At 71.7% G+C, this 17,399-nt stretch carries 17 protein-coding genes; 6 read left to right on the forward strand and 11 right to left on the reverse strand.

What is annotated here, in order from left to right:
- Positions 1–131 precede the first annotated feature (131 nt).
- The 3 genes from ABZ272_RS07880 (at position 132) to ABZ272_RS07890 (ending at position 1,443) form a co-directional block, all read left to right on the forward strand.
- Entirely contained in the window at positions 132–524 is a 393-nt protein-coding gene (locus ABZ272_RS07880) for a hypothetical protein (protein WP_355049114.1), read from the forward strand.
- Positions 521–1,024, forward strand: a complete 504-nt coding sequence (locus tag ABZ272_RS07885; protein WP_355049115.1) for a universal stress protein — start codon at positions 521–523, stop codon at positions 1,022–1,024. The genes ABZ272_RS07880 and ABZ272_RS07885 overlap by 4 nt, the downstream gene beginning before the upstream one ends.
- A gap of 74 nt (positions 1,025–1,098) precedes the next feature.
- Positions 1,099–1,443, forward strand: a complete 345-nt coding sequence (locus ABZ272_RS07890; protein WP_355049116.1) for an SAV_915 family protein — start codon at positions 1,099–1,101, stop codon at positions 1,441–1,443.
- Here the strand turns inward: ABZ272_RS07890 and ABZ272_RS07895 are convergent.
- The 8 genes from ABZ272_RS07895 to ABZ272_RS07930 all read right to left on the reverse strand — a co-directional run bounded on the left by ABZ272_RS07895 (position 1,404) and on the right by ABZ272_RS07930 (position 13,088).
- Entirely contained in the window at positions 1,404–3,413 is a 2,010-nt protein-coding gene (locus tag ABZ272_RS07895; RefSeq protein WP_355049117.1) for an FAD-dependent oxidoreductase, read from the reverse strand. The genes ABZ272_RS07890 and ABZ272_RS07895 overlap by 40 nt on opposite strands.
- 98 nt (positions 3,414–3,511) lie before the next feature.
- Complete coding sequence (locus tag ABZ272_RS07900; RefSeq protein WP_355049118.1) at positions 3,512–4,192, reverse strand: response regulator; 681 nt, start codon at positions 4,190–4,192, stop codon at positions 3,512–3,514.
- The gene (locus ABZ272_RS07905; protein ID WP_355049119.1) at positions 4,189–6,741 is read right to left on the reverse strand and encodes a DUF4118 domain-containing protein; all 2,553 of its coding nucleotides are present in this window, start codon (positions 6,739–6,741) and stop codon (positions 4,189–4,191) included. Before ABZ272_RS07905 ends, ABZ272_RS07900 begins: the two co-directional genes overlap by 4 nt.
- Before the next feature lie 77 nt (positions 6,742–6,818).
- Positions 6,819–7,700: a potassium-transporting ATPase subunit C gene (locus tag ABZ272_RS07910; protein WP_355049120.1), complete on the reverse strand. Its 882-nt coding sequence runs from the start codon at positions 7,698–7,700 to the stop codon at positions 6,819–6,821.
- Positions 7,700–9,895 (reverse strand): potassium-transporting ATPase subunit KdpB, encoded by a 2,196-nt coding sequence (kdpB, locus tag ABZ272_RS07915; protein WP_355049121.1) that lies wholly within the window; start codon positions 9,893–9,895, stop codon positions 7,700–7,702. The genes ABZ272_RS07910 and kdpB overlap by 1 nt, the downstream gene beginning before the upstream one ends.
- 20 nt (positions 9,896–9,915) lie before the next feature.
- Positions 9,916–11,571: a potassium-transporting ATPase subunit KdpA gene (gene kdpA, locus ABZ272_RS07920; protein WP_355049122.1), complete on the reverse strand. Its 1,656-nt coding sequence runs from the start codon at positions 11,569–11,571 to the stop codon at positions 9,916–9,918.
- Entirely contained in the window at positions 11,571–11,660 is a 90-nt protein-coding gene (gene kdpF, locus ABZ272_RS07925) for a K(+)-transporting ATPase subunit F (protein ID WP_355049123.1), read from the reverse strand. Before kdpF ends, kdpA begins: the two co-directional genes overlap by 1 nt.
- 387 nt (positions 11,661–12,047) lie before the next feature.
- Entirely contained in the window at positions 12,048–13,088 is a 1,041-nt protein-coding gene (locus ABZ272_RS07930) for an SAM-dependent methyltransferase (protein ID WP_355049124.1), read from the reverse strand.
- A 72-nt stretch (positions 13,089–13,160) separates the two neighbouring features.
- Between ABZ272_RS07930 and ABZ272_RS07935 the strand changes: the two genes are divergently transcribed.
- Positions 13,161–14,003 (forward strand): zf-HC2 domain-containing protein, encoded by an 843-nt coding sequence (locus ABZ272_RS07935; RefSeq protein ID WP_355049125.1) that lies wholly within the window; start codon positions 13,161–13,163, stop codon positions 14,001–14,003.
- A gap of 70 nt (positions 14,004–14,073) precedes the next feature.
- Here ABZ272_RS07935 and ABZ272_RS07940 read toward each other — a convergent pair whose 3' ends face one another.
- Complete coding sequence (locus ABZ272_RS07940) at positions 14,074–14,727, reverse strand: TetR/AcrR family transcriptional regulator (protein WP_355049126.1); 654 nt, start codon at positions 14,725–14,727, stop codon at positions 14,074–14,076.
- 233 nt (positions 14,728–14,960) lie between these two features.
- Between ABZ272_RS07940 and ABZ272_RS07945 the strand changes: the two genes are divergently transcribed.
- The gene (locus tag ABZ272_RS07945; RefSeq protein WP_355049127.1) at positions 14,961–16,115 is read left to right on the forward strand and encodes a peptidoglycan recognition family protein; all 1,155 of its coding nucleotides are present in this window, start codon (positions 14,961–14,963) and stop codon (positions 16,113–16,115) included.
- Positions 16,116–16,259: 144 nt separating this feature from the next.
- Here ABZ272_RS07945 and ABZ272_RS07950 read toward each other — a convergent pair whose 3' ends face one another.
- On the reverse strand, positions 16,260–16,568 hold the full coding sequence (locus tag ABZ272_RS07950) for a hypothetical protein (RefSeq protein ID WP_355049128.1): 309 nt from the start codon (positions 16,566–16,568) through the stop codon (positions 16,260–16,262).
- 82 nt (positions 16,569–16,650) lie between these two features.
- Here ABZ272_RS07950 and ABZ272_RS07955 point away from each other — a divergent pair, with 82 nt between their 5' ends.
- A complete protein-coding gene (locus ABZ272_RS07955) occupies positions 16,651–16,866 on the forward strand; it encodes a hypothetical protein (protein WP_355049129.1) in 216 nt (71 codons plus the stop codon).
- Positions 16,867–16,992: 126 nt separating this feature from the next.
- Here the strand turns inward: ABZ272_RS07955 and ABZ272_RS07960 are convergent, their stop codons facing one another.
- Complete coding sequence (locus tag ABZ272_RS07960) at positions 16,993–17,292, reverse strand: hypothetical protein (protein ID WP_355049130.1); 300 nt, start codon at positions 17,290–17,292, stop codon at positions 16,993–16,995.
- Positions 17,293–17,399: the final 107 nt, after the last annotated feature.

Raw genomic sequence — 17,399 nt, forward strand, 5'->3', positions numbered from 1 at the left:
GCGGCGCCCGGAAAGCCGCCGCATGCGGTAGCGGCTCCGCCGCGTGAAGGGCGCGTCAAGATTCGACGCGGGCCCGTCGAAACGGCGTATCGACGGGCCCCGCGCCGACCTCGGGCGGCGACGATGGGTCCATGAGTCCTTGGCGGATGACACGCTGGGAACGCGGGAACCCACCGCCCGACGGCGACCCGATCGAGCCGGCTTCCGGCGCGGACGGGCCGGAACGCCGACACGAGGCGCTGGTCAGCGTCCGACTCGGCCCGGCCGCGCCCGGCAGCCACCTGGTCGAGTACCTGCGGCACGAGCCGTGCGCCGTCGACGCGTGGTGGATCGCCGCCGACGTCGACGCCGTGGTGCGACTCTCCGCGCCGAGCGTGACCATGCTGCACCGGGCCGTGGCCGACCTGCGTCTGCGTGCCGGGGTGGAGGTGGTCGAGGCCAACTACATCCTCCGCGCGCTCGACCTGTCCGAGCCGGCCGAGCCCCGCCGTGACGTTGCGGCGTGGGCGGTGTCCGCCGCATGAGCCGCACCGCCGCTGCCCACCGGATCGTCGTCGGCGTCGACCGTTCGTTCGCCGGCATGCAGGCGCTGCGCCGCGCGGTGCAGCTCGCCCGCCGCGAGGGCGCGCAGGTGGACGCCGTACGCGCGTGGGTCTTCGCGCCGACCTGGCGGCCCGGCACGCTGACGTGGCGCTGGCAGGACGAATGCGACCGGGCCGCTCTGGTCTACCTGCGCGGCGTCTTCGACGCCACGATGGGCGGCGTACCCCGGGACATCCCGGTTCGGCTGGTGACCACACAGGGGTACGCCGGGCAGGTACTCGTCGACCACGCGGACCGGGAATCCGACCTGCTCGTCGTCGGCAGCCCCGGCCGAGGCCGGTTCGGCCGGTCGCGGGGGCACGTGACCCGGTACTGCGTACGCCGTGCCGCTGTGCCGGTCGTCGCGGTGCCGGCCCCCGCGTGGGCGCGGGCCGCGACGATCCGCCAGTTCACCCGCGACCTCGAACAACTCAGCCGATGACCGCCAACGGTCCGGCACGACCGGAGAGGACCACCCCGACCATGGACGACGGCCCGATAACCTACGCCGTTCCGGTGCGTGAGCTGCCGGGACGGCTGGTGGGTACGGTGCGGACCGGCCGCACACCGCAGGGCGAGCGGGTGGGCATCGCCTTCACCCGACCGGACCTGCTGGTCACCGCGATGGGCGCGGACCAGCCCTGGGAGGTGCTGTGCGAGTCGGCGCTGCGCGGCATGCTGCGCCCGCTCGGCATCGACCGGATCCAGGTCGACCCCCTGCTGGTGGCCCCGCCGCTCGAGGAGAGCGTCGGTCCCCTGGCAGCGCCGGTCGGCGACCGGGCCACGCCCGCCGGCGACCGGGCCGCGCCGACCGCGCCCGTTCAGGCCGGTACGAAGCGCACGGCGTCGGCAACCACGTAGCCGTCGGTGTCCTCCGTGCGGATCAGCACGCTGCCGTCGCTGCCCGCGGTGAACGGGTAGGTGCCCATCGACACCCACTGGCCGCCGGACTGCCGCTGGTCGACGGTCCGGGTGGTCACCCCACCGGAGTACGCGATGTCCACCGGCACGTTCCTCGCCCGGTTCGGGTCGGCGGTCCAGCGCAGGTGCACGGTCCACGAGCCGGCGGTGGGCAGCGTCGGGCGGAACCGTAGCCGGTTGACGCCCTTGGCGGTGTTGCCGTCGTGCTCGTAGTCCGCGCCGTAGTAGCCGCCGATGCTGGTGCTGCGCAGCCACGTCCCGGCCCGGGTGATCCCGCTGGTCGCCGCGCTGTCCAGGATCACCTCGCCGGGCGTTCCCCAGTCGAGCACCGCGCCGTCCTGGCGCAGCCGGGCCTGGAGGGCGGGTACGGAGACGGCCTGCACGGCGAGGTCGCCGGTGAGCGCCAGCGACGCCGCGGTGGCCGCCGCCTGCCCGAGGATCATGAACACCGGCTCCATCCGGATCGAGCCGTACGCGATGTGGCTGGCCGACAGGCAGACGGGCACGAGCAGGTTGGCGCACTGGGCTTGGTGCGGGACGATCGCGCGGTAGCTCACCGGGTACGGCTGCGGGACGCTGATCTGCACGTCCCCCTCGTTCCGGACCCGGCCGTCGACCACCACCCGCTGGCAGTTGTGCGAGTCCATCGTGTAGCTCGCCAGGCCCACCGAGTCGGTGGCCCGCGTCCGGCCCCGGCAGTCGGCCTCGGTCATCACGTACGCCGAGACCATCCGGCGGGCCTCGCGGATGTAGAGCAGCGGTGGCCAGCCACCCGTGCCGGTGAACTCGTCGACGGGCAGCCCCCACCGGGCGGTCGCGTCCCGCACGGTCGCCGGCAGCCGGGGATCGTTGGCCAGGAACCACATCAGTCCCTGCTGGTACGTGCGGTGCTCGGCGATGATGCTCTCCCGGACGGCCCAACTCGCGGTCGGGTACGCGTAGTTGTAGCCGATGTCGTCGGTGGAGACCGCGCCGTTGTTGTTGGAGTCGGTCTTGCCGCCGCCGATCGATCCGGTGGTGAAGTACGGCCCGGTGTAGCCGGCCTGGATGTGGCGCAGCAGCAGCTCGTACCGGATCGGGTCGTAGCCGGACGGCCTGGCGAACGGGATACGGTTCGCGGCCTGGGTGAGGCACATCCGGAAGCAGTACGCCTGGATTCGGTCGTCGCCGCTGCCCTGCGGGGCGAGCGGGGTGGCGGAGATGCCCGGCAGCAGACCGCTCGTCGGCGAGCCGGCCGTCACGTACGGGTCGACGGGGTAGACGAACTGGTGGGTGTTGCGGGACTGCACCCCGTTGATCGTCTCGCCGTACGTGTCGTTGGACTCCCGCCCCACGGTGAAGCTCACCCCGGCCATGGCGAGCAGGTCGCCCTCGTAGGTGGCGTCGACGAACACCCCACCCCGATAGACCGAGCCGTCCTCGGTGCGCAGCTCGGTGATCCGGTTGCCGGTACGGCCGAGGCTGGACAGCCGGGCCCCGACGACCACCGGGACGCCCGCCTCGGCCAGCATCTCGGCGAACACGGCGGTGGCGACGTGCGGTTCGAAGGTCATCCGCAGCGGGGACGTCGGCGTGAGCGTCCCGCCGTGGTATTTGACGTACACCCGGCGGTAGAACTCGGCGGCCAGCCCGCCGATGGACGCCTGGACGCCGGTGTCGGTGGCCCCGAGCCCGGCGGTGCTCAGCCCGCCGACGTGGCTCGTGGGCTCAACCACCACGGCGGTGCGGCCGAGTCGGCGCATGGTGATCGCGGCGGCCAGCCCGCCGGACGTGGCGCCGTAGACGACCAGGTCGGCGGTGGTGACGGCGGCTCGGGCGGGGCCGGCGCGGAACGGGTCGGCCAGGCCGGCCAGGACGAGGCCGGCGCCGCCGGCGGCCAACAGCCGGCGACGGGACAGGGGCAGGGACACGGCGAACTCCCAAGGGGTAACCGGAGGGGACGGTTACAGAAGCACGCCGCTGCCGCTGCTAGCGAAATTCTTCAATCTCCGCGGGCGGGTGTCAACGGTCAGGGGCGGTAGCGGTAGCCCATGCCCGGCTCGGTGATGAGGTGGCGGGGACGGGCCGGATCGTCCTCCAACTTGCGCCGGAGCTGGGCCAGGTACTGCCGCAGGTAGTTGGTCTCGTTCTGGTACTCCGGCCCCCACACCTCCTGCAGGAGCTGGCGTTGGCTGACCAGCTTGCCGGGGTGGCGCAGCAGCTTCTCCAGCACGCTCCACTGCGTGGGGGTCAGCTTGACCTCGGTGTCGTCGTCCCGCCACACGCGGTGGTCGGCCAGGTCGACGGTGTGCCGGCCGATCCGCAGCGCCGGCACGGCCTCGCTGGGCGCGCCGAGCCGCCGGGTCACCGCGCGGATGCGGGCCAGCAGCTCCTCCACCCCGAACGGCTTGGTCACGTAGTCGTCCGCGCCCGCGTCGAGCGCGGCCACCTTGTCCTCGCTGCCGGCCCGCCCGGAGAGCACGATGATCGGCACGGCCGTCCAGCCGCGCAGACCCCGGATCACCTCCACGCCGTCGATGTCGGGCAGGCCGAGGTCGAGGACCACCAGGTCGGGCGGGTGACTGGCGGCGGCCTTCAACGCGGCGGCCCCGGTGGCGGCGACGTCCACGTCGTACCGGCGGGCGCGCAGGTTGATCCGCAGAGCCCGCAGGATCTGCGGTTCGTCGTCGACGACCAGGATGCGCGTCATTCCTGCGGCTCCTTGCGGCTGGTCTGGGCGGCGGCGGGCAGCCGCAGCACCATGGTGAGCCCACCGCCGGGGGTGGTCTCCGGGGTGATGCTGCCACCCATCGCCTCGGCCAACCCGCGGGACAGGGCGAGCCCGAGGCCGACGCCGGTCTGGTTGTCCCGGTCACCGAGGCGCTGGAACGGCAGGAAGACGTGCTCCCACTTGTCCTCCGGAATGCCGGGCCCACGATCGATGATCCGCAGCTCGACCTGGCCGGCGTGCGCGCTCGCGGTGATCGTGGGCGGCTGGTCGGGCGGGCTGTAGCGCAGCGCGTTGGCGATGACGTTGACCAGCACCCGTTCCAGCAGCCCCGGGTCGGCGGTGGCCGCCGGCAGGTCGGCCGGGATGTCCGTGGCGACGGTCGCGGCCGCCGGGCCAAGTTCGTCCAGGGCCAGGGGTACGGCGTCCTCCAGGCCGATGGTCGTCGACGTGATGCCCAGGGCGCCGGCCTGGAGGCGGCTCATGTCGAGCAGGTTCGCGACCAGTCGGGCGAGGCGGTCGAGCGACTCCTCGGCGGTCTCCAGCAACTCCTCGCGGTCGGCCTCGTCGAACTCGATGTCGTGGCTGCGCAGGCTGGTCACCGCCGCCTTCGCCGACGCCAGGGGCGTACGCAGATCGTGGCTGACCGCCGCGAGCAGCGCGGTGCGCATCCGGTCGGCCTCGGCGAGGGGCCGGGCGGTGGCGGCCTCCTCGGCGAGCCGCTCCTGGCGTAGCGCGACGGCGGCCTGGGCGGCGAACGCCTCGACGATCCGCCGGTCGGCGGCCTCCAACCGCCGGCCGCTCAGCACCACCGTGATGCGCTCGTCGACGGGTACCGCCGTCTCGCCGTCGTCGGGCGTGCAGGCCGGCTGCTCGCCGACGCTGGCCACGACGCACCAGGCGTGCTCCTCACGGGCCCGCGCGGGGCGGCCGCTGGCCTCCTCGGCCAGTTCCAGCAGGCTCACCGCCCGCAGTCCGAAGGTCTCGCGGAGCTGGTCCAGCAGGGCCGGAAGCGGGCGTTCGCCGCGCAGCACGCCGCCGGCCACGGCGGCGAGGGTCTGCGCGTCGGCGGCGGCCCGCGCGGCCTCGCGGGTCCGCCGGGCGGCCACGTCGACGATCCAGCTCACCGCGAGGGCCACCCCCACGAACACGGCGAGCGCGAGCAGGTTGTCGGCCTCGGCGATGGTGAGCGTCCGGTACGGCGGGGTGAAGAACCAGTTGAGCAGCAGCGACCCGCCGAGCGCGGCGACCAGCGCCGGCCACACCCCGCCGACCAGCGCGACCCCGACCACCCCGGCGAGGAACAGCAGAATGTCGTTGGTCAGCGTCAGGTCGGGCAGGGTCTTCAGCAGCAGGGTGAGCAGCGGCATGCCGAGCACCGCCAGGCCGAAGCCGAGCAGCCGGCGACGCCGGGACAGCGCCGCCGGTACGGCCGCCGCCCGCCGGCCCTTGCCGGCCTGCTTGTGGGTGACCAGGTGCACGTCGATCGACCCGGAGAGCGCGGTGGTGGTCACCCCGACGCCCCGGGCGAAGATCTGCGCGAGGCGACCCCGCCGGCTGGCCCCGAGCACCAGTTGGGTGGCGTTCACGCCCTGGGCGAAGTCGAGCAGCGCGGCCGGCACGTCGGTGCCGAGCACCTGGTGGTACGTGCCGCCCAGGCTCTCGACGAGCACCCGTTGGCGGGCGAGCTGGGCGGGGTCGGCGCCGGCCAGGCCGTCGCTGCGGGCCACGTGCACGGCGAGCAGGTCGGCGCCCTTGCTGCGGGCGGCGACGCGGGCGGCCCGGCGGATGAGCGTCTCGCCCTCCGGCCCGCCGGTCAGCGCCACCACGACGCGTTCGCGGGCCTCCCAGGTGGCGGCGATGCCCTGCTGGCTTCGGTACCTGTCGAGCTGCTCGTCGACCTTGTCGGCCAGCCAGAGCAGCGCCAGTTCGCGCAGCGCGGTGAGGTTGCCAACCCGGAAGTAGTTGCCGAGCGCGGCGTCGATCTTGTCGGGACGGTAGATGTTGCCGTGCGCCATCCGCCGACGCAGCGCCTCGGGGGTCATGTCGACAAGCTCGACCTGCTCAGCGGCGCGCACGATCTCGTCCGGCACGGTCTCCCGCTGGGTGGTGCCGGTGATCTGCGCGACGACGTCGTTGACCGATTCCAGGTGCTGCACGTTGACCGTGGACAGCACGTCGACCCCCGCGTCCAGCAACTCCTGGACGTCCTGCCAGCGCTTGTCGTGCCGCGAGCCGGGCACGTTGCTGTGGGCCAACTCGTCGACGACCGCGATCTCCGGTCGGCGGGCCAGCACCGCGTCCACGTCCATCTCGGTGAACTCGGCACCCCGGTAGGTCATCGTCCGGCGGGGCACCTGCTCCAGGTCGCCGATCATCGCGGCGGTGTGCTGCCGGCCGTGCGTCTCCACGAAGCCGATCACCACGTCGGTGCCGCGCGCGGCACGCCGCTGGGCCTCCTCCAACATCGCGTACGTCTTGCCGACGCCGGGAGCGGCCCCGAGATAGATGCGCAGTTCTCCACGTGGCACGGGGTCAATCCTCTCCGATCAGAAGGAAGGGCCCCTTCCTAACGCCTGGCGTTAGGAAGGGGCCCTTCCTAACGCCGTCAGCGTGCGGGGAACTGCTTGTCGAGCGCGATGTTCAACTCCAGCACGTTCACGCCGGGCTCGCCCATGAACCCGAGCCCGCGTCCGTCGGTGTGCTCCTTGATGAGCTTGCGGACCGCCGCCGGGTCCGCGCCACGCTCCCGGGCGACCCGGTTCACCTGCAACTCGGCGTACGCCGGGCTGATCTGCGGGTCGAGGCCGCTGGCGCTGGCGGTGACCGCGTCGGCGGGCACCGCCGGCTTGGCGGGCGCGTCGCCCCGGATCGGGGTGACCACCCCGCCGGCCGCGACGTAGTCCTCACCCGGCTTGGCCAGCTCCACGCTGACCCCCTGGTACGAGGAGACGAACGGCGTCGCCGGGGCGGCCTGGTTGACGCTGACCACCCGGGTGACCGGGCCGGTCAGGCCGTCGGCGCGGAAGACGGCGAGCACGGCGCCCACACCGTCGTCGGTGCAGTAGGGCCGCCGGCCGTCGACGCCGTCCAGCTCCCCGACGGCCTTGCTGCGCGCGCAGACCTGGGTGAGCAGGCTCTCGCTGGACTCCTCCGGGTCGGTGGCGATGGTGTCGACGACGCTCTCCGGGCCGAGGTTGCTGGCCGAGGTGGAGGTCGGGTCGTAGCCGTCGCCGGCGGCCGACGGGCGAGACTGGAAGTAGCGGGCGACGGGGTTGCCGTCCGCGTCGGTGAAGGACTGGCCGATCAGCGAGCTGCCGACGGTGCTGCCGCCCACGGTGACCAGTGAGCCGTCCGCCTTGTGGTGGAGGCCGGGTAGCTGACCGAGCGCGACCAGGGCCAGCGGGTAGACCAGGCCGAGCAGCACCGTGAAGACGAGCAGGGCGCGCAGGGCGGCGAGGTGTTGGGCGATCCAGGTGGGTAGACGCATCACGAAATCCCCGGGACGAACTGGATGAGCAGGTCGATGAGCTTGATCCCGATGAACGGCACGATGATGCCGCCCAGGCCGTACACCAGCAGGTTGCGGCTGAGCAGCTTCGACGCGGCGGCCGGCCGGTACCGCACGCCACGCAGGGCGAGCGGGATCAGCGCGATGATCACCAGGGCGTTGAAGATGACGGCGGACAGGATCGCCGACTCCGGGCTGGCCAGCCGCATGATGTTCAGGGCGTCCAGGCTCGGGTAGAGGCCGGCGAACATGGCCGGGATGATCGCGAAGTACTTCGCGATGTCGTTCGAGATGCTGAAGGTGGTCAGCGCGCCGCGGGTGATCAGCAACTGCTTGCCGATCTCCACGATCTCGATCAGCTTCGTCGGGTCGGAGTCGAGGTCGACCATGTTGCCGGCCTCCTTGGCGGCCGACGTGCCGGTGTTCATGGCCACCCCGACGTCGGCCTGGGCGAGCGCCGGTGCGTCGTTGGTGCCGTCACCGGTCATGGCGACCAGCCGGCCACCCTCCTGCTCCCGCTTGATCAGCGCGAGCTTGTCCTCCGGCGTCGCCTCGGCCAGGAAGTCGTCCACCCCGGCCTCGTCGGCGATGGCCTTCGCGGTACGCGGGTTGTCACCGGTGATCATCACGGTCCGGATGCCCATCCGGCGCATCTCGTCGAACCGCTCGCGCATGCCGGACTTGACCACGTCCTTGAGGTGGATGACACCGAGCGCGCGGGCGGGCTGACCGTCGACGTGCTCGGCAACCACCAGCGGGGTGCCGCCGGTGCCGCTGATCGCGTCGACGATCTCGCCGACCTGCTCGGTCGGGTGACCGCCGTTCTCGCGTACCCACTTCATGACGGCTGCGGCGGCGCCCTTGCGGACCCGGCGGGCGGTGCCCGACGCGCCGCCGTCCACGCTGGCGTCCGGGGTGAGGTCGACGCCGCTCATCCGGGTCTGCGCGGTGAACGGTACGAAGGTGGCGTGCGGCATGACGCCAGGTTCGCGTTCGCGCAGCCCGAACTCGTTCTTCGCCAGCACGACCACCGAGCGCCCCTCCGGGGTCTCGTCGGCCAGGCTGGAGAGCTGGGCGGCGTCGGCCACGGTCGCGGCGTCGATTCCCTCGACCGGTACGAACTCGGCGGCCTGCCGGTTGCCCAGCGTGATCGTGCCGGTCTTGTCCAGCAGCAGGGTGTTGACGTCGCCGGCCGCCTCGACGGCCCGGCCGCTCATGGCCAGCACGTTGCGCTGGACGAGGCGGTCCATGCCGGCGATGCCGATGGCCGACAACAGCGCGCCAATGGTGGTGGGGATCAGGCAGACCAGCAGCGAGACCAGTACGACCCCGGTCACGCCGGAACCGGTGATCGCCCCGCTGTCCGGCGCGGCGGCCTGGTACGCCTTGGAGAAGATCGCCAACGGCTGGAGGGTGACCACGGCCAGCAGGAAGATGACCGTGAGCGCGGCAAGCAGGATGTTCAGCGCGATCTCGTTCGGCGTCTTCTGCCGGTTGGCACCCTCGACCAGGGCGATCATCCGGTCGATGAAGCTCTCCCCCGGCTTCTGGGTGATCTTCACGATGATCCGGTCGGAGAGCACCTTGGTGCCGCCGGTGACCGCGCTGCGGTCGCCGCCGGACTCGCGGATGACCGGGGCCGACTCGCCGGTGATCGCCGACTCGTCGACGCTGGCGATGCCCTCGACGATGTCGCCGTCACCCGGGATGATGCCGCCCGCCTCGACCAGGACGATGTCGCCCTGGCGCAGGTCCGGCGCGGGCACCGCCTCGTCGCGGTAGGTGTTGGCCCGCGCGCCCGGCTTCCAGTCGACCAGCCGGGTGGCGATGGTGTCCTTCTTCGCCTGCCGCAGGGTCGCGGCCTGGGCCTTGCCCCGGCCCTCGGCGACCGCCTCGGCCAGGTTGGCGAAGACCACGGTTAGCCACAGCCAGGCGGTGATCGCCCAGGCGAACACCGACGGGTCGGTCACCGCCAGGACGGTGGTGAAGGCCGCGCCGACCTCCACGATCAGCATCACCGGATTGCGCCACAGGGTGGCCGGGTTGAGCTTGCGTACGGCGTCCGGCAGGGACCGGACGAGCTGCTTGGGGTCGAGCAGGCCCCCGCCGATCCGGTTGCCCTGTGTCGCCGGGCTGCCGGGAAGCTGCTCTGTCGGGGCGGACGTGACGGACATGTCCTCGTTCCTCATGATGGTCAGAGCCCTTCTGCCAGCGGACCGAGCGCGAGCGCGGGCAGGAAGGTCAGCGCGACGAGGACCACCGTGACGCCGACGACCATCCCGATGAACAGGGGTTTGTGGGTCGGCAGGGTGCCCTCGGACGCGGGGGTGGGTGCCTGGCGGGCCAGCGAGCCGGCCAGCGCGAGCACGAAGATCAGCGGCAGGAAGCGGCCCAGCAGCATGCACAACCCGAGCGCGGTGTCCCACCAGGTGGTGTTGACCGTGATGCCGCCGAAGGCGGAGCCGTTGTTGTTGCTGGCCGAGGTGAACGCGTACAGCACCTCGGAGAGGCCGTGCGGCCCGACGTTGAGCGCCGTGGAGTTGTTTCCGGTGGCGAACGCCGCGGCCGTGCCGACGAGCACCAGGATCGGCGTGATCAGGAAGTAGAGCGAGGCGAACTTGATCTCCCGCGACCCGATCTTCTTGCCCAGGTACTCGGGGGTGCGACCCACCATCAGACCGGCCACGAAGACCGTGATCACCGCGAGGATGAGCAGGCCGTACAGGCCCGAGCCGGTGCCGCCGGGCGCGACCTCGCCGAGCATCATGTTGACCATCGTCATCATGCCGCCGAGCGAGGTGAACGAGTCGTGGAACGAGTTCACCGCGCCGGTCGAGGTGAGCGTGGTGGCGGCGGCGAAGGTGGCCGAGTTCGAGACGTCGAACCGCACCTCCTTGCCCTCCATCGCCGCGCCGACCGCCTGCGGGACCGTGCCGTGGCCGGCCAGCTCGAAGACGTTGGTGATGGCGATGCTGAGGAACGCGAGGATGCCCATCACGGCGGCGATGGCGTAGCCCTGCCGGTTCTGCCCGACCATCCGGCCGAAGACCCGGGGCAGGCTGAACGGGATCAGCAGGAGCAGGAAGATCTCCAGCCAGTTCGTCCACGTGGTGGGGTTCTCGAACGGGTGCGCGCTGTTGACGTTGTAGAAGCCGCCACCGTTGGTGCCCAGCTCCTTGATCACTTCCTGGCTCGCGACCGGGCCACCGGTGATCGTCTGACTGCCGCCGGTCAGCGTGCTCACGTCGGTGCCGGCGGACAGGTTCTGCACCACCCCGCCGATCATCAGCACGACGGCGCCGAGGACCGCGATCGGCACCAGGATCCGCAGCATGATCCGGATCAGGTCGACCCAGAAGTTGCCGAGCTGCCCGGTGCGGCTGCGGGCGAAGCCGCGGACCAGCGCGACCGCCACCGCGATGCCGACCGCCGCCGAAGCGAAGTTCTGCACGGCCAGGCCGGCCATCTGCACGAAGTGGCCCATGGTCGACTCACCCGAGTACGACTGCCAGTTCGTGTTGGTCACGAACGACACGGCCGTGTTCCACGCGCCGTGCGGCACCACCGGGTCGAAGCCCAGCGACAGCCACAGGTGGTTCTGCACCCGCTGGAACAGGTACAGGAACAGGATCGAGACGGCCGAGAACGCGAGCACGCTGCGGGCGTACACGCCCCAGGTCTGCTCGGCGGCCGGGTTGACCCCGACCAGACGGTAGATCCCCCGCTCGACGCGCGACTGCTTCGTCCCGGAGACGGCCCGGAACATGTAGTCGCCGAACGGCTTGTAGGCGGCGACGAGCGCCGCCACCAGCGTCAGCACGAAGATGACGCCCGCTGTTGTCATGGTCATCAGAAGCGCTCCGGGAACAGCAGGGCGAACACCAGGAACGCGCCCAGGACGATCGCGAGCACCAGACCGACCGCGTTTGCCGCGTTCACAGCTTCTCCACCGCCCGCACCACCAGGGCGAGCACTGCGAACAGCGCCACCGTCAGGACCACGAACACCACGTCAGACACGCTGACTCCTCTTACCGGAAAGGTTCGTCGCGACCGCCTTCCGGTCGCGCGGGGCAAGCAAAGCCCAGGTGCACGTCAGTCGGCCCGGGTCATAACGCGACCATGACGGCCGGGAACCTTTTCTTGACGCCGTTTTCACACCCGCACCTGATCAGGTGAAATGCGGCACAGAGGCGCGGCAGTCGGGAGGCGAGGGGTAGCTGTCCGCGTCCTTTGCACTGCTTCAACGGAGGCGACAGCGAGGCACCCACACTGTTGCGCCGGTTGAAGCAGAGCAAAGGGCCCGAAGGGGGTGGGCGGCGGCGGGTCAGGCCGGGCGGCGGGCCACCAGCACGTCGCGCATGATCGACTGGTCCACCCGGTGGCGCAGCGCGCGGTAGGGCTCGTCGTCGACCACGGTCAGGCCGGCGTCGGCCAGCGCCGCCGCCGCGTCGTCGCGGCTCGCGACGTGGGTGTTCCACGAGATGCCGAGCGCGCCGCCGGGCCGCAGCACCCGCGCCCAGACCGGCGCGGCCTCCGCGAGCAGCGCCAGCGGGTCGCGCGACAAGCCCTGGTCGGCGGTACGACTGCCGTGCTGTACGCCGTACGGGGCGTCCGCGACCACCACGTCGACGGTCTCCGGGCGGAAGAATTCACCCGCGCGGGTGGTGTCGGCGTTGACCACGTCCAGCAACTGCGTGCGGCCCGCCTTGTGCTCCTCGCGGGTCGGGGCCAGCTCGATGCGTACCCGCCGGCCGACCACCTTGCGCTCGCGCCGCACCGGCCCCGATTCCAGCACCCGGTGCTTGACGCGCTTCTGCTTGAGCCAGGTGGTGACGAAGGCCCGGTACGCCTCGACGTCCTTCTGGTCGCGCTCGATCCCGGCCGCGTCGAAGCCGTACATCAGCGCCTGGTTAAGGGTGGTGCCCCGACCGCAGAGCGGGTCGAGCACCCGGAACCGACGGTCGGTCAGCTCGCCGGCCCAGTCCGACGCGAGCAGGGTGACGTTGAGCAGCAGCTTGGTGAACTGCTCGTTGGTCTTGCCCACGTACTTCTGGATGGTGAGCAGGTCGTCGTCGTACCGGTCCAGCCGGCTCCACTCGACCGGGCGCAGCAGGTCACCGACGATCTCGAACAGCGCGTACCCGGCGGACAGGTTGCCCAGGACGGCCAGGTCCCGCTCGGTCAGCCCGTCACCCGCGAACGTGACGTACGTCGCGCCGCCGACGACCTCGGTGTCCAGCTCGCCGATCCGGCCGTCGAGCGCCGATCGGCCGAAGATCTCCAGCTCGGCCCGGGTGAGGTCGATCGCGGATCGGGCGTATACCCGGTTGGTGGCGGGCAGGATCAGCAGGCCGTAGCGCGTCATGATCGGGCGAGTATTTCACAACGGGTGACGACCGCCGGGAACCGGAGCGACGCCCGGACCGACTACCCACACATGGGGTGTGAGCAGTGGCGGGAGATCCTGTCCGCGCAGCTGGACGGTGAGGAGACCGCCGACGAACGCGCGGCGGCGCAGGGGCACCTGGACGAGTGCGCCACGTGCCGGGCCTGGTTCGCGACGGCGGCGGCGGTGACGCGCCGCGTTCGTACCCGATTGGTCACGGATGTCCCCGACCGGACCGAAGCGATCATGGCCGCCATCGGCGGCGCTGCCACCGCCGGGACGGACGACGCGCCAGCGGCCCGCCGGTCGCGGTGGCGGCCCCACCTGCCCGGACGCGGCACCCTGGTCGTCGGGCTGCGCGCGGCGCTCGGGCTGCTCGGCGCGGTCCAACTGGTGCTCGGCCTCGCCCAGGTGGGCCGGGGAGCGACCGCGGAGCACCTGCACGCCTCGGGCCAGCACCTGTGGCACGAGTCGGCCGCCTGGAACGTCGCGGTCGGGGCCGGCTTCCTCTTCGTGGCGGTACGCCGCAGCCCACCAGCGGGTCTACTGCCGATGCTCAGCGCGTTCGTCGGCACCCTGCTGCTGCTCTCGGTCAACGACCTGGCCACCGGGTCGGTGAGCGGGGAGCGGCTGGTCAGCCACGGGTTCCTGGTGGTCGGTTACCTGATCACCGTGCTGCTGTCCCGCCCCGGACTGCGTCCCGGCGGGCCTGCCCCACAGCGGCAGCCGACGCCGTCGCGCTGGCGCTTCGGCACCGACGAGGGCGAACGGCCGCTGCGGGTGGTCAACGCGGGGGCGTACCCCGCGCAGGCCGCCGACCGGCACGCCGCCCCGGCGGCGCGGACCGGTCGGGCCACGCGCGCCGATCGGACGGGCGACCGCCGGGCGGCCTGAGCTGGGAACGGTCGCCGCACGAGAGGCGGGGGCATCGCCCCCAGGGGCATGCCCGCTGTGGGGCGGGTGACTAGGCGCGGGGGTCGACCGGGCGCAGCGGCTCGTCGGCGGCGATGACCTGCGGAATGATCTGCTCCACGATCGTCAGCAGCGTGGTGGTGAGCAGCAGGTGCACCTGGGCGCGGGTGAGCGCGTCACGCTGAAGCCACTCCCGGGCGGTGGACGTCGCCAGCCCGCAGTACGCCCGGACCATTCCCCGCAATTCCTCGTGGTCCTTGGCCTCGTCGGCCAGCCCGACGGCGACCAGCATCCGGTCCGCGGCGACCTCCTCGGCCTCGGCGAGCACCCGCTCGACGTCGGCGTCGCCGCCCATCCCCCGGGCCGTGACCGCCGCGAGCCACGAGGTGCTGTGCCGGGACACCACGTCGAGGAACCACGAGACGCTGGCGTCGACCCGGGTCCGCAGATCACCCTTGGGCAGCCGTTCGAGGGCGACCTCCGGAATGGTCACCATGACCCGGACAACCTCCAGGTAGAGGTCCTTCTTGGTGCCGAAGTAGTGGTTGACCAGCCCCCGTGCGACGCCCGCCTCCCGGGCCACGTCGGTGGTCGACACGTCGACGTACGGCTGCTCGCCGAACAGGCGGACCGCGCAGGCCAGGATCTGGCCGCGCCGGGCGTCCGGCTCCAACCGGCGACGGCGGGGAGCGGTCTCGACACTCATCTTCCCGACCCTAGCGGCAGCGCCCGGCCAGCCACGCTCTCGCCATGATCACGCTAGGTAACGAGTTCGCGCGGCTCTTCACTGGCAATAAACCGAAAGTCCAGAGTGCCGGTTTAGCCTCTGTAGTGCCCCATCCTGGCGATGTGTCCGCAGGGCTCGCCAGGGCACCACGGCCCGGGCCGACGGCTGGCATACCGGCTGACGCCTGGCGCACCAAGCAAGGGAGCACCACTGTGGTTTCTCGACGTCGAGTCCTCTCCGGCGCGGCCGGCGCGGCGGTGGGCCTGTCGGCCGCCGGCACGTTCGCCGGCTCCGCGACGGCAGCACCGGCCACCTCCACCGAGGTGACATCTCCGCTGGCCGCCCGGCGCGGTCGCCTGATGAGCAGGACGGTGGTGACCTCGCCGGCCATCCCGCTGACCCACCTGTCCATCCGGCACGGCGGCCCCTCGGCGGCGGTACGCCTGCGCACCGGCAAGGGGTGGAGCGACTGGCAGGAGCTGGACGCGTGCCAGAACGGCCGGGACGGCGGCCGGTCAGCGGCCCGCTCGAACGTCGTGGTCGCCAACGGCGCGACCGCGTACGAGGTGCAGACCGCCGACGGCTCCGACGCCACCGTCGCCGAGCTGAAGATGGTCGACGGGCCCCGGCGGACGATCGCCAACCCGCGAACGAACAGCCTTCCGGTTCCGCGAGGTGGCCGGCTGCCGACGTACCTGCCCCGATCCCGGTGGGGCGCGGACGAGTCACTGCGCCTCGCCGACGACGGCAGCGAACTGTGGCCGGCCGAGTTCTTTCCGGTGCAGACGCTGACCGTCCACCACAGCGGCGTGTACGAGCACAACGAGGACCCGGACCCGGCCGCGACGGTCCGTGCCATCTACTACGACCAGTGTGTCCTTCAGGAGTTCGGTGATATCGGCTACCACCTGCTGATCGACGAGGCGGGGCGGATCTACGAGGGCCGCTACTCCGACCCGGGACCCCTCCCGGTGTACGGGCCGGGCCTCGGCAGCGACGGCCGGCCGCTCATGGTCAACGCGGCGCACGTCGGCGGCTACAACGCCGGCAACATCGGCATCTGCCTGCTGGGCCGGTTCACGTCCCGCCAGCCCAGCGCCGCCGCGCACCGGTCGTTGGTGTTCGTCCTGGCGGGCCTCGCCGCCGCCGGTCGGCTCGCCCCCGGCGCCAAGACCAACTACGTCAACCCGGTCAGCGGGGCGAGCGGCACTGTCGACGTCATCTCCGGCCACCGGGACTGGGCGACCATCGGGGCCGATCCGACCGAGTGCCCCGGCGACGCCTTCCACCCCTACCTCGGCAAGCTCCGCCAGGAGGTGGCGGTGCTGCTGAGGCAGTTCCCGACGCCGCCGAAGCACCCCCACTAGGTGACCCGCGCCCCACCGTCTCCGTCTCGACTCCGTCTCCCCCGACGCCCGGCGGAGGCGGTGGGGCGCGCTCGTTCCCGGCAGTGATCACCTGATGCTCACCAGTTCGGCGGGCGTTCCCGGCGACTGGTCAGCATCAAGTGATCACTGGAGCCGTCGACGGCGGACCAGGTGTCGGCCGAGGTGCCGCAGGTTGGACGTCTCGGAGTAGAGCGCCGCGTTGATCGCCCCGACCGCGACTCCCGGGGCGCGCTGCACCCGGTCGACGTCCTGCACCACCCGGCCGATCAACGCCAGCCGACACCGCAGGTCGAACAACTCCCGCCGCGCGCAGTGCAACGCCGTCTCCAGTCCCCCGACCCGCTCCCGCAACCACGCCAACTCCGTCGCCTGATCCACCACGCCCGCCTCTCGCCGCACCGCGCCCATACGCCCGATCGCTTCTCGGACCACCAGGTTCACCCTCACCCATTCGAAAGGGCTGCTCAAGTAGGTAGACCTAATTTGGCATACCTGATCGCCCTACCGTCAGGTAATGGGTGGAGTTCCGGGTCCGCTGGTCGGTCCACACGAGCTGCAAGACCTGCTCGGCGTGAGCCGGACCCGCATGCGCCAGCTCATCCGTTACCCGACCTTCCCCGCGCCGTTTCAGAGGCTGCACGGGACCACGGTCTGGCTGCGGGCTGATGTGGAGGCGTGGATCGCCGAGCACCGCCCGCCGCGCCCCACGGACGGCGACGAGGCCGAGTAGCACCTGTTTGGCGTGATCCACACGAGATCGCCGATCTGGGCGCGTCCGATCGCCGGAATACCGCCACATCGCCGATCCGGAGTGGATCACGCTCTGCGGACGTCCCGGAGGCCGCCGCGGGCGGGCTCAGCCGCCCTCCGTCACCAGCCGGGTGAACGTCACGTCTCCGAACTCGCGGACCGCCTGCGCGACAGCTTCCGCCTGCGTGGGATGGCAGGTGTCCGTGACGACCTGCCAGTCGTCCGCGCAGTAAAAGAGGTAGAACTCCGCGTCGGTCCCCTCGTAGCGGGCGATCGCCAGATGGGCGACGACCTCCGCGAAGTTGCTGACGGAGTGCCGCGTCGCCCCGGTCGGCGACTGCCCCGGCGCGAGGTTGGCGAACAGCGTGACCCGGGCTCCGTCGAGCAGGGGCGGCGTTGCTCTCATGGCACGATTCTCGCCCCGACTCGACGTCCTGCAAGGCGGGGTGTCCCGCTCGGGTGGACGGCCCGACTTCACGGAACATGAGTCGATCAAGGCGTCGCGGGCTTATT

This window comes from Micromonospora sp. NPDC005979, from assembly GCF_040614415.1.
GTDB lineage: Bacteria > Actinomycetota > Actinomycetes > Mycobacteriales > Micromonosporaceae > Micromonospora.